Source organism: Microbulbifer mixtoriginis (SeqCode) (assembly GCF_052467515.1).
In genome coordinates this window covers 546979-559253 of sequence record NZ_CP174314.1, presented here as the reverse complement: position 1 = coordinate 559253, position 12275 = coordinate 546979, and the positions used below count along the sequence as shown (strand labels likewise).

Genomic DNA, 12275 nt, shown 5'->3' with positions numbered 1-12275 from the left:
GTACGATAATAATCATCAATTCCAGAAGACAATTTTTTACAAGGAAGTAAAGCGCACTTCTGGCGCTTGCCAACTGCGCTTGTCTAAGGGGAGGTGAATTTGAACCAAATCGATCGACGTGCTATTAGCCGGCGCGACACTGCTAGTCCGCGCAAACCACAACGTAAAAACGGCCGTGAGAAGTATGAAAAGCTTCTCGACGCGCTGGAAACCCTCATTGCCGAGCAGGATTCCACGGACATAAGTCTAGCCAATCTGAGCCAGGTAGCTGGGGTCCCAGCTGCATCCGTGTACCACTTTTTCCCAAGCGTAGATGCCAGCCTTACCGCTCTGGCGGAACGTCACTACAAGTCATTTGGCGATGTGGTACTGGGGCACTCTGATTTCTCACCAGCGGATAGCTGGCAAGATATGCTCTACCACCTGTGCGACTTAGTGCGTAGTTATTACGAAGATAATATCTCCGCACTCAAAGTACACTACGGGCCACAGTCCAGCTGGGCTCTACGTCAATTACAGATGGAAAACAACTGGCGCTTGGCAGATACGTTGATTAAGAATCTGTCTCGTGAATTTGAGTTGCCTCCATCACAGGACTGGCGCGACCGTTTTATGTGCGCCATCAATATCAATGATTCGTTTTGTTCCCAGGCATACTCGCGTTTCGGAAGAATTACCGAGGAAGCCGCCGCAGAGGGCAAGCGTGCCGCTGCAGCTTACTTAAAGCTGTATCTCGGAGAGCTGTTGCAAAGACGTCAGTTGCGCTTTGCTCCATTAGAAGCCTCTGCATAAAGCCTAAATTTTATTAATTAAAATTTAGATAATATCGACACACCTAGGGCCTGGCAATAATATTTGCCAGGCTTTTTTGTGTACCCAGCCAACAAAACTTCCAATTAGTTAAATTTCATTTTTTATCAATATAAAAATTACGAATGCGGCAATACTGAAAGCCATTAACATTTCACCATCGCTTTCGCCTTACAATGTCATAAACGACACACTCAGAGTAAACTTCTGATCAATCACAAGCATACTCTCTAAAAAAACTGGCATTCTAAAATTTTCTTTTGTTAGAATTTTTCTTCATAAAGAATACCGCCTTCAAGAAATCCTATAATTGAACAACCTTTTCACACCTAAAAATTAGCCGCCTAATACGTTATCAGCTTGAAACAACGGGGGTAAATCATCGTCCAATGATTAGCAGCCCAGTCTGCTTCTTGGTGGTGGTTTTTGTGACTTCAAATTCACAAACTAATATTACCCTTGATGCTTTAACTGAATGGAGGGGAGGTTTTCTATGTCCATAGCCGCGCATGAGCTGGAGTTGGATTTTCCCGAGTACGCCGATACTATCAAGCACCTGATCAGGAATGACGTAGAATTCAAGCTAGATAACGACCAATATCGAAAACTGGATAAACAAATTAGAGGACTGCAGGATAGTGGCATCGGCACTGATGACGATCACTATTCAAGACTAAAAAAACAACGCGCCTATCTCAAACAACACCTCTATAACCGTATTACTGATGTCATTCCCCATCATTAGTAGTTATTTTGCAAAATTAGCGGCGCCTCATCACCAATGCCGACCATATAGAGTGGCTGAGTGATTAAGCGCCGTTATGCAACTCTTTCTGACTTACTCCTCCCCCTTTGCCCGAAAAACCCGAATTGTTATAGAAGAACTCAAGTTACACTCCCGCGTTAGTGAGGTTTTTTCTCACCCTTTTCACAATACAAATGATTTAATATCCAATAATCCTTTAGGTAAAGTTCCCTGCCTGACCTTAGATAACGGCAACGTTATTATGGATAGCGAAGTGATCTGTGAGTTCCTAGATAAACAACTTGGAGATGGCCACCTCAGCTCTGCGATAGACAATGACTGGAATTTAAAAACACTCTATAGTGTGTCCTCAGGTCTAATGGAGATCTTGGTTCACAGACAGGTAGAGAAAATTCGCGGGCGTGAAGGGCTTCAGTCAGAATTTTGGTGGCAGCGCTACAACAGTGCAATCAATCGTACCCTGGATTTTTTTGAAGCCAGAGTCCTTCAATTTCCCCAGACATTTTGTCTTCTACAAATTGCGCTCGGCTCAGCACTTTCATACCTAGATTTTCGGCACGAAGACTTCAACTGGCGCAAAGATAGGCCACAACTAAGCGCCCTGTCAGAAATCCTCGAAGTACGAGAAAGCTTCAAAATAACGCCATTACGCGACTAACTTAGCTCTTAAATCTGTAAGTAAAACTTAGCGTCGCCAAGACTGCCTGCAATTTCAACTTAATTAAGCATGACTTAAATATTTTCAACGTATCTCCCTACATCACTTTTCTAGCAAAGACTGCATTTTGGCGGAGTAATGAGTTTTAACCATTTCTCAGAGCCACATAAGTTTCTCTAAACTGTCATATCCCGCCGATAGCCTGTGGGCTTTTTTAGGGCCTAATTATGTCTGACAGATCAAAAAGCCCCATGTGGATACTGCTGCATGCTGCATTAGCAATAGCAGTGATCTGCAGTCTTTTCAGTGGGTTGCGTATTGCCACACTCACTAAACCCGCCATTGCCTCAATTGAAGAACTGCTGCCCCAGGGAGAGGTACACAGTGTACATTTCTTCTCTGCACTCCTGCTTTCGCTGGTTGCCCTTTCTTATTTATACTCGAATGCTATTCGACTTTATCGAATTGAACAATCATGCGCTCATAAACAATGGAATTACCACCGAGTAGTCACCTGGGGGGGCATTAGCCTCATTGGCATCTCGTTGGCCAGTGGCTGGCTGCTCTTTACTGGGATAGGCCAGTTATCACTGGTCCGAATATTACATTTTTTCGCCGCGCTTGGACTCAGCGTCTATATTTTTCTACACGCAGGCGTTTATCTACTGCAGTTCGGGCAAAGTGCTCTTCTCTATATCCTCAAGCCAGCCACAAACAGAAGAGTTCAACTGGCATTGCTATGTAGTTTGCTGCCCATCTTTCTGCTCAGCGGTTGGCTGCTTCTGACCAAATTTTCTTATTATCAACTGCCGGTAACCTCAATTCCTATCCATACGATCATTGATATTGATGGCCATGCCGATGAACCCCAATGGGCAAAAGCTCAGCCACTAAAAATCAGTACCGATGGCGGCGCAAATTTTTATCAGGGTCGTACTGATGTGCATCTCAAAGCTCTGCAAAATGGTGAGGAGATTTATTTTCATATTTCCTGGCAGGATCCCACAGAAAGCCTGACTCATTTACCCCTGATAAAAACGGATCAAGGTTGGAAGATCCAGCAGCAAGGCTTTGAGAATTTTGATGAAAAGAATTTTTACGAAGACAAATTTGCCTTGTTACTTTCCAGTCACTGTGACTTCGGAGGTGCTGGCACCGCCCATCTCGGACGTTCACCACTGGCAAACAAGCCATCAAACTGGCATGGCAAGGGGTATCACTACAGCCAATCGGGGCAACTTCACGATCTTTGGCACTGGAAAGCAGTACGCACTAATAAAATGTATCTGGCGGATGACAATTTTATCGGCGCGCCAGATAAAGTGCGTGCAGGTAAACGCCGCTACACGGCAGGTTACCAACAGGATGCAAAGGAATCCGGTGCTTATTTACTGAACTGGAAATGGTATTCCCCCACTGGCATCACTCCTAAACGCTTGCCTAGTGATGCTAATGTATTGGCTCCCTTTCAAAATGTTAAAGAAGGCCAGGAGCTTGATTGGACCATCTCCTGGTTTGATTACCAACCTTACTCAGCAGAAAGCGACCGGATAGCACCAGGAACTCTAATGCCTTCGGTACTTTATACCTCCAATCGCTTCGAGGGTGATCGTGCGGATGTTAGAGCCAAAGGTATTTGGCGTGATGGATACTGGTCGCTAGAGCTTGTACGCAAATTAAATACAGCCTCTCCCCTGGACATTCCTATCGAAGATGGCACCTGCCTGTGGGTTTCCGCATTTGATCGCGCACAAGTTGCCCACACCCGTCATACCAGAGCCATCCAACTGAATCTGAGTAAAGCGCTATGATCACGCGACTCTTTTTGATTTTTATTCTCCCCGCCTGTCTGATTGGTGCTGCCGTTATCCACACACCACAGGCTCCAAAACCGCAGCAATACCACCTTCTAAAAGTGAGCGCTGAGGGAAAAGTAATGGATACCTGGGAGGGCCCCTGGTCCTGTGTCTGCGATAGCCGCAGCGGTCTGCTGTGGGAGGTCAAGACAGATAGTGAGGACATTCACGATGGACGTTGGACTTATTCGCGACTATTAAACAATCAGGGCGTTGCCAATAATGGAGATTGTTATTTCGAAGCAGAGCGCTGTGACACAGAGGATTTAATCCGGCACACTAACCGGGAACAACTCTGTGATGCAAAACATTGGCGCCTGCCCTCCGCCAGCGAACTGCGTTCACTGGTGGCTCCAGACGCACAGCCGGGAAGCCCCAGTATCGAAACTGGATACTTCCCCAAAACCCAGCGCGGTGATTACTGGACCAGTGATGGCGATCTCCCCCTCGAAGGCATCTACTCCTATCTAAAAGTCGGTGGCGCATCGGTCAATTTTATAAATGGGCAAACCGTCACAATTCCCTATCGCAATGCAGCTTTCACACGCTTGGTAACCAATCGTTCAAGCATCTGTCACATCGTTCCCCAATAATTCCTGCGCGCCACCAACCTGCCCCCTCCAGGCGGTGGCCTCTCACAAAAAGTCCCAACTTTGCAGAGGAATTTCCGCAATGAGACGATATATAGGCCCCGCTCTCACTATTTCGACATTGTTGCTGGCAGTCAACGTCAGTGCCGCCACCAAACACTACCGCCTTGCCTGGGATGGCGATGCTTCCAGCAGTGCTGTCATCGGTTTTTCTCCAGATGGCAACAGCAGTAATCCCTATGTCAGCTACGGTTACTCCACCAATGAAAGCAGCTGGAACAGCGCATTTGTCAGCAATAGCGAAACATTCGATAGCGGTATCACCAGCCATTTTGTACGCCTGCAAAATTTGAATGCGGACTCTCCTGTTTATTTTCGTGTATGTGACCAAAATGGCTGTGGTGAGCGATTTTGGTTTAGGACAGCTCCAGCAGAAAACGCGCCTTTTGTAGTAATTGCCGGTGGTGATACCCGCACAGGACATACCACTCGTCGCCAGGGAAATACTCTGCTAGCTAAAATACGCCCTCTCGCAGTGATGCATGGCGGCGACTTCACCAATGCCAATAGCGCCTCAGAAATGCGAGAATTCCTCGACGACTGGGAGTTGACTTACTCCAGCGATACGATTGATGGTTATAGCTACAAGCGAATCTACCCATTGATCCCCACTCACGGCAATCACGAAGATGATAATTACTCGACCATCTGCGAAGTCTTCGGCGTGGATTTTAATGGCGATGGAGACTGTTCGCCCAGCGACACTTATGGTGCCGTGCAGGTGTCACCTTTACTGCGTATTTACACCTTAAATAGCCAGTTTCAGAATAGTGGATGGTCCTCTTACGCCAGCGCAATGAATAATTGGCTGTCGAGCGATTTATCCAGCTATGGCAGCGCCGCCAGCTGGCGTCTCGCCCAATATCACAAGCCCATGTTCCCCCATTACAGCGGCAAGTCTGACAATCCCACTTTATTTAACTGGTGGGCGCAGCCATTTTACGACTATGCGATGAACCTGGTGGTGGAATCCGATACTCATCTCACCAAAATGACTGAGGCCGTGATACCCAGTGGCAATAACTTTTCTACCACCACCAACGGCGGTACCGTTTACGTGGGGGAAGGGAGTTGGGGCGCTCCAGCGCGTTCCGCTAACGACGCCAAAACCTGGACCATCGACATGGCCAGTATCCAGCAGTTTAAGGTCATCCAGGTGAGTGAAAGTGGACTGGTAGTGCGCACCGCACAGTTCGATGACACTGCAGAAACTCTGACTCGGGAGGCGCGTGCCGCCGATCCACTCATCCTGCCAGATAATGTGAATTGGTGGACCGCCAACCGCCTGGGGGAATCCATGAATTTGATCGCTAATAACGCTGGTCGCAGCGTGATTCAAGAGAGCTCAGATAGTAACGGCAGCTTTTCCCTACCAATAAGCGATGATGTGTTTATCTCCTCCCGTTACGCATCAAGTAATTTTAACCATGACCCCGAAGGACTACTGGCCGATGGGAGTGACCACACCTATGGGACACTCTACACACTGATTAAATTTGATCTAGGCAGTCTTTCCGGCTGCTCCTCTATCAGCTCTGCCACTCTGCAGCTGAATGTCACGAATCGATCGGGTAGCACTTTCGGTATCTACCAGGCCGCCAATAACTGGAGTGAGGAAAACGCCACCTGGAACTCTGTGGGGGGCTCATCGGTACGTGGCAATCTGGCAGAGAGCTTTGTGCCTTTTTATAAGGGTTTAGAAAGTATCGATCTTCTGTCTTCCGGGCTTCTCAATAGTTGGCTTAGCGGTATAAATACCGGGCTTGTTATTGCCGCGCGCAGTGGTATTAACGGTGTGGACTTCACTTCCAAGGAAATCGGCATGTCACCGGCACTCAAAGTTGAGGCTACTTGTAACAATTTTGCTCTAAAAGCGAAGCCGGCCGCTTCCACTTATCAGGGACTCATACCGCAACGAGTAACGGGTGATATGAGGTCCGACAAACTGTTGCCCACCTTACCCGGCATCTCCCAATTAAGGGGTCACCAGGTTGAAGTTCCTATCAAACTTATCGAAGAGTCTGCCAAACTGGATCAAAGCCAAGGGATTGCCGCGCACCTTTAAGCGCCCCTCCTTGATCATGGTGGGAGCACCGACCAAACCACTGAACATCAGTCGCAGGTCGGTGCTACTTAGTGCCAAACTCGCTGAGGGGTCTTCACTGTGTCGATCTGGATAACCGTGTAAAACTCCATTTTTAACGACCACTAAGTATTTATTTTTGTTGTCCGTCATCTCAATATTTAAGCGGATATCCGCTTCCGCCGCCTTCTCCCCATTAAGGCGCACCGCCATGGCATCGAATAAAAGTTGTAGAGGCACCCGCGCTACAATTTCTTCCGGCGGCTGCATCTCTTCACGGAACTCAACTCCGTGGCGTAACTCCCTGGCACCGCTTAAATAAAAATTGCGCCAAATTCCAGACTCCGCCTGATACCCCAGCTGTTCGAAAGCATCCGCCAATAAATAACGTGCCTCCTGATTTTTTGGCTCAGCAAAAACCAAGTGCTTTAACACCATCGCCACCCAACGGTAATTTCCCTGGGAAAAATCCTGCCGTGCCCGTTTCATTATTTCTTCTTCCCCCCCCATATACTCTACATAGTGAAGCGCGGCTTCTTCCTGAGGGAGTGGGTGTAGATTGGAAGGGTTCCCATCAAAATATCCTAGATAACGGTTGTACACCGCTTTTGCGCCCACATTGACCGTACCGTAATAACCCCGGTTAGCCCAGGTGTGGGAGAGCGCCTCTGGCAATTGTATTTGTTCGGCGATTTCGATCATGTCGTGGCCATGGTTAGCCAGGCGTAGAGTCTGATCGTGAATATATTTGTAGAGATCTCGTTGCTTTACTAGGTAATCCAGCGCCTCACTATTTCCCCAGGTGGGCCAGTGATGGCTACTGAAAACCACCTGGGTATCTCCACCAAATTTTTCCATGGCTCTCTCTATGTAGCGACTCCACGCCAGCGCATCCCGAGTTTTAGCACCACGAAGCGTATAGATATTATGTAAAGTGTGATTGGCAATCTCACTCATACATAGGGCGTTAAACTGGGGAAAGAAGAAGACCATCTCAGTGGGAGCTTCGGCTCCAGGGGTGCTCATAAAGATGATATCTACACCATCTATTTTCATCTCTGCCCCTTCTTCGGGAATCAACTGTGTAGGCGTTGCAATACCGTGCTCTCCATCAGACACGCGATTGCCAAGACCCGAGGACACAAATCCATCTGGGCTGGATGGTAACAGGTCCCCAAATTGGTAGAGCGCCCGCCGCTGCATCACATTGCCCGAGCGGACATTCTCGCTGATTGCTTCCTCGGAAAATCCGTCAGGCGCGATAATTTCCACACTTCCTTCGGCTAGCTGTTGCATGGTGAGAACTCCCGCTACACCGGCAAAATGATCCGCATGGCTGTGGGTAAAAATTACAGCGCTAACAGGCCTATTGCCTAACTCCCTATTAGCCAGGGCCAAGCCAGCAGCAGCTGTCTCCATAGAGGTTAGGGGATCGATAACAATCCATCCCGTTTCCCCTTTGATCAAGGTCATATTGGCTAGGTCTAGTGAGCGAACCTGGTAAATCCCTTCAACAACTTCAAACAACCCATTGTTCAAAGCATTAAGTTGAGCCTGCCGCCAAAGACTCGGATTAACTGTATCCTTTGGCGCCCCATCTAGAAATTGCATCTGAGCCAGTCCATAGACCTCTCTTCCCATAGCGTTTGTAACCTGTGCTCCCGGAATCGTGGCAATAAACCCACGTTTGGCTAGGCGGAAATCCAAGTCATTGGAGAAAGGCAATTGCTTCGCTACAGACAAGTTATGCGCTTTGGTAACTTTACTCGCCGGCTTAACTTTGGCATTCAGTTCCTCAGAATGTTTGGTCGATTTTTGTGAATATTCACCACAAGCCATCAATAAAAGACAAAGCACCCCAAAAATAAAAAAAATACGCATACAGAATCTCCTTATAAATCATTGCCATAGGCTTAGCCCTAGAATAAGAAAATAGAATCATGGGCCAGCACACCTGAACGCAACAGCTTATCTCTGCGTATTGAGGTGGTCTTGTTTTAACTTCCCAAAGAAGCTATCGCTCACACATCATAAAAGCCACCAATATTAAAAAATAGTGTTAGGCACCCGTATTTATTTCGTCATTTTCAACAATTAAGTTTTTAAAGAAGCTTAACAACCAAATAGATTACATTTAATCCTTAGAAATTATTCATCAAAGACACAGGTGATTAGCACCTATAAAATCACGATAGATAAAAAAGGATAACGTCCAATATCCCCCCCAAAAACCACCTAGCCAATATTATTTACTTATCATCTACTGGAAATAAAACTCTTTCTCAGCTGCTTGGTCCGACAAAGCTCGCAAAAATTACGTCGCCAATATAGGCTATATACCTCTTTAAATTCGTAAGAAAGACCAAATTAAAAAGCTGTAATCTGCATTCCTTATCGTATGGAGATGATTGCAATGCGTTTCTATAGAGCTTCACTCGGTACCGCTCTTTTCATCACACTGTCATTATTGGCGTCAAATACGTATTCTGCTGAGGAGGAGGTAGTGACCGATCCCGTCACCCGCCAGGGCCCAAAGGACTTCCAACCTAAATCAAACCAATTCTGGTGGCCCAATCAGCTGGATCTGCGCCCCTTGCGGCAACACTCCCCAAAGTCTAACCCCATGGGAGGAAGCTTTAATTATGCCGAGGCTTTTAAAACACTGGATCTCAAAGCAGTAAAGAGTGACATTGAAACGCTGTTAAAAACTTCCCAGGAGTGGTGGCCTGCGGATTATGGGCATTATGGCCCCTTTATGATCCGAATGGCCTGGCACAGCGCAGGTACATACCGGGTTAACGACGGACGCGGAGGCGCAGGGGGGGGGCAGCAGCGATTCGACCCTCTGAATAGTTGGCCAGATAATGCCAATCTAGATAAAGCACGGCGTCTGCTGTGGCCTATCAAGCAGAAATACGGCGCCAATCTATCATGGGCTGACCTAATGGTGCTCACTGGCAACGTTGCTCTTGAATCCATGGGATTTGAGACCTACGGCTTTGCCGGTGGCCGTATAGACGACTGGGAGCCAGATCTGGTTTATTGGGGCCCGGAAACAAAGATGCTGGCCGATGAGCGCTACACCGGTAATCGCCAGTTAGAAAGACCACTGGCGGCCGTTCAGATGGGATTGATTTATGTAAACCCAGAGGGTCCTAACGGTAATCCTGATCCCAAGGCTGCGGCTATCGACATTCGTGAAACCTTTGCTCGTATGGCCATGAACGATGAAGAAACGGTTGCTCTGATCGCTGGTGGCCATACTTTTGGCAAGGCTCATGGCGCGGTAAAAGCCGATTGCTTAGGCCCAGAACCGGCAGCAGCCCCAATTGAGCAACAGGGACTGGGCTGGAAAAACAAGTGTGGTAAGGGTAATGCCGATGACACAATGACCTCTGGGCTTGAAGGGGCCTGGTCGGCCCTTCCAATTAACTGGAGCCAACAATACCTGGATAACTTATTCAAGTTTAACTGGGTAAAAACCAAGAGCCCTGCTGGTGCAGTACAGTGGATCCCAGATGATCAAGCTGCGGCCAACTTGGTGCCAGACGCCTTTGATAAAAACAAGCGGCATGCACCAATCATGTTTACCACCGATTTATCTTTAAAGTTTGATCCCAGTTACCGGGAAATTGCCAAGCGCTTTCAGGAAAATCCTGAGGAATTTAAACGCGCTTTCGCCAAGGCATGGTTCAAGCTGACTCACCGCGATATGGGCCCTCAAGCGCGTTATCTGGGTGTGGAAGTTCCCAAAGAGGATCTGATCTGGCAAGACCCAGTACCAAAAGTCGATCACCCTCTAATAGATGACAATGATGTCGGCCAACTTAAAACGAAAATCCTCTCCTCAGGCCTTACCGTGCCTGAGCTGGTAAGAACGGCCTGGGGCTCTGCTTCGACTTTTCGCGGCTCAGATATGCGTGGAGGAGCAAATGGCGCACGTATACGGCTGGATCCCCAGAAACAATGGCCAGTCAATGACCCAGAGGAACTTGCCAAGGTTCTAGCACAGCTAGAAAAAATTCAGCAAGAGTTTAACAGTGCCCAATCTGGGGGTAAGAAAGTCTCTCTCGCCGACCTTATTGTTCTCGGTGGCACTGCCGCTGTTGAGAAAGCAGCTGCGGATGGGGGGCAAAAGATCAGCGTTTCTTTCAAGCCCGGTCGTACCGATGCAAGCCAGCAACAGACTGATGTTAATTCCATCGCCATGCTTGAGCCCACAGCCGACGGCTTTCGCAATTATTTCAGCAGTAATAATAGCCGTACACCCACCGAGATGCTGGTGGACCGCGCCAGTCTGTTGACCCTCACTGTACCAGAAATGACGGTTTTGATTGGTGGTATGCGCGCGCTGAACGCCAATACTGATGGATCGAAAAACGGCGTCTTTACCGATAAACCAGGAATACTCACTAACGACTTTTTTGTCAACTTACTAGACATGTCCACAATATGGAAAAAATCCGATAAAGCAGAGGGGGTTTATGAGGGTAGCGACCGCAAAACCGGTAAGGTAAAGTGGACGGCAACCCCTGTGGATCTAATCTTTGGCTCCAACTCTGAGCTCAGAGCAGTCGCTGAGGTCTATGCCTTCAATAACTCTCAGCAGAAATTCGTGCAGGATTTTTCTAAAGCCTGGACTAAGGTAATGAATCTGGATCGTTTTGACACAGCTAGTCAGTAAATGGTTCTTACGATAATTACTTCAAGGTAAACCAGCATATCAGCCGGTTTACCTTGTCTCTTTTACCCACATCAAACTTTAATCCAAGTTTGCAAAAATTATTTCTCCTTCAATAAATTTCAACTGGTGCGATGATACAACTCTGACATCCTTATAGCCGACTGCAAATAATTTATTTGCCAATCTTTTTGCCCGTGTGCCACTTTTGCAGTAAACCAATACCATCTCGTCAAGACCTATTGTTAAATGCTCTCTCATTTCATCGAAATCACCTAGAGGGACATTAATTGCACCGTTTACATGTCCAGCCTCAAACTCCCCCACTGTTCGCGCATCAACTAGAGTCAATAGGGATTGGTCCTGCATATAAGCAGATAGTAGTTCTGCTTCAACTCCCACCATTTCGCGACTTACTTCCTGTGACGGCATCTCTTTTTCAGTTCCAACACCAGCACATCCAAAAAAACTTATCAATGCAGCTAATACAATAAATCTACCACCAATTCTATTCAACATAATTCACCCTAACCCAATATATTCCTGAACAGATCCACCAAAAATCACTTAGTAGATTATTTGCACTCCCAATTTCCTCAAACAACATAATCCATGAGAAAGAAAGTAAACAAAAAATATCAATCACCAAAAATGATTGAACACAATATGAGACAAATAGAGATGTTCTTGGGATGATTGGAGACTTGGTACAAAAAATGTAGAAGGAATAAGGATGGTATCAGTACTTCACTGATCAAACCCCAAGCTTTA

General features: G+C 47.1%; 9 protein-coding genes. 7 read left to right on the top strand and 2 right to left on the bottom strand.

The genetic code is table 11. The annotated features are described in order from the left end of the window. Positions 1 to 99 precede the first annotated feature (99 nt). The 6 genes from ACJJIT_RS02225 (at position 100) to ACJJIT_RS02200 (ending at position 6805) form a co-directional block, all read left to right on the top strand. Positions 100 to 792 carry a TetR/AcrR family transcriptional regulator gene (locus ACJJIT_RS02225; protein ID WP_252083303.1) on the top strand — a complete coding sequence of 231 codons (693 nt, stop codon included), beginning with the start codon at positions 100 to 102 and terminating at the stop codon, positions 790 to 792. 511 nt (positions 793 to 1303) lie between these two features. Continuing rightward, a complete protein-coding gene (locus ACJJIT_RS02220) occupies positions 1304 to 1555 on the top strand; it encodes a YdcH family protein (RefSeq protein WP_252083304.1) in 252 nt (83 codons plus the stop codon). 76 nt (positions 1556 to 1631) lie between these two features. Then, positions 1632 to 2234 (top strand): glutathione S-transferase N-terminal domain-containing protein, encoded by a 603-nt coding sequence (locus tag ACJJIT_RS02215; RefSeq protein WP_444899833.1) that lies wholly within the window; start codon positions 1632 to 1634, stop codon positions 2232 to 2234. Positions 2235 to 2461: 227 nt separating this feature from the next. Next, positions 2462 to 4045 (top strand): ethylbenzene dehydrogenase-related protein, encoded by a 1584-nt coding sequence (locus tag ACJJIT_RS02210; protein ID WP_444899832.1) that lies wholly within the window; start codon positions 2462 to 2464, stop codon positions 4043 to 4045. Next, positions 4042 to 4683 carry an Lcl C-terminal domain-containing protein gene (locus ACJJIT_RS02205; protein ID WP_252083307.1) on the top strand — a complete coding sequence of 214 codons (642 nt, stop codon included), beginning with the start codon at positions 4042 to 4044 and terminating at the stop codon, positions 4681 to 4683. The genes ACJJIT_RS02210 and ACJJIT_RS02205 overlap by 4 nt, the downstream gene beginning before the upstream one ends. A gap of 79 nt (positions 4684 to 4762) precedes the next feature. Further along, entirely contained in the window at positions 4763 to 6805 is a 2043-nt protein-coding gene (locus ACJJIT_RS02200; protein WP_444899831.1) for a DNRLRE domain-containing protein, read from the top strand. On the opposite strand, the gene ACJJIT_RS02195 is transcribed toward ACJJIT_RS02200, so the two are convergent. Further along, on the bottom strand, positions 6716 to 8704 hold the full coding sequence (locus ACJJIT_RS02195; RefSeq protein WP_444899830.1) for an alkyl/aryl-sulfatase: 1989 nt from the start codon (positions 8702 to 8704) through the stop codon (positions 6716 to 6718). The genes ACJJIT_RS02200 and ACJJIT_RS02195 overlap by 90 nt on opposite strands. 532 nt (positions 8705 to 9236) lie before the next feature. Here ACJJIT_RS02195 and katG point away from each other — a divergent pair. After that, complete coding sequence (katG, locus tag ACJJIT_RS02190) at positions 9237 to 11507, top strand: catalase/peroxidase HPI (RefSeq protein WP_444899829.1); 2271 nt, start codon at positions 9237 to 9239, stop codon at positions 11505 to 11507. A gap of 78 nt (positions 11508 to 11585) precedes the next feature. Here katG and ACJJIT_RS02185 read toward each other — a convergent pair whose 3' ends face one another. Beyond that, positions 11586 to 12023, bottom strand: a complete 438-nt coding sequence (locus ACJJIT_RS02185; protein WP_444899828.1) for a rhodanese-like domain-containing protein — start codon at positions 12021 to 12023, stop codon at positions 11586 to 11588. Positions 12024 to 12275: the final 252 nt, after the last annotated feature.

What these genes read in the sequence shown, in the direction of transcription:
- katG (WP_444899829.1), top strand. Translation starts at nt 9,237, where the DNA reads ATGCGTTTCTATAGAGCTTCACTCGGTACCGCTCTTTTCATCACACTG.
- ACJJIT_RS02215 (WP_444899833.1), top strand. Translation starts at nt 1,632, where the DNA reads ATGCAACTCTTTCTGACTTACTCCTCCCCCTTTGCCCGAAAAACCCGA.
- ACJJIT_RS02210 (WP_444899832.1), top strand. Translation starts at nt 2,462, where the DNA reads ATGTCTGACAGATCAAAAAGCCCCATGTGGATACTGCTGCATGCTGCA.
- ACJJIT_RS02195 (WP_444899830.1), bottom strand. Translation starts at nt 8,704, where the DNA reads ATGCGTATTTTTTTTATTTTTGGGGTGCTTTGTCTTTTATTGATGGCT.
- ACJJIT_RS02200 (WP_444899831.1), top strand. Translation starts at nt 4,763, where the DNA reads ATGAGACGATATATAGGCCCCGCTCTCACTATTTCGACATTGTTGCTG.
- ACJJIT_RS02220 (WP_252083304.1), top strand. Translation starts at nt 1,304, where the DNA reads ATGTCCATAGCCGCGCATGAGCTGGAGTTGGATTTTCCCGAGTACGCC.
- ACJJIT_RS02185 (WP_444899828.1), bottom strand. Translation starts at nt 12,023, where the DNA reads ATGTTGAATAGAATTGGTGGTAGATTTATTGTATTAGCTGCATTGATA.
- ACJJIT_RS02205 (WP_252083307.1), top strand. Translation starts at nt 4,042, where the DNA reads ATGATCACGCGACTCTTTTTGATTTTTATTCTCCCCGCCTGTCTGATT.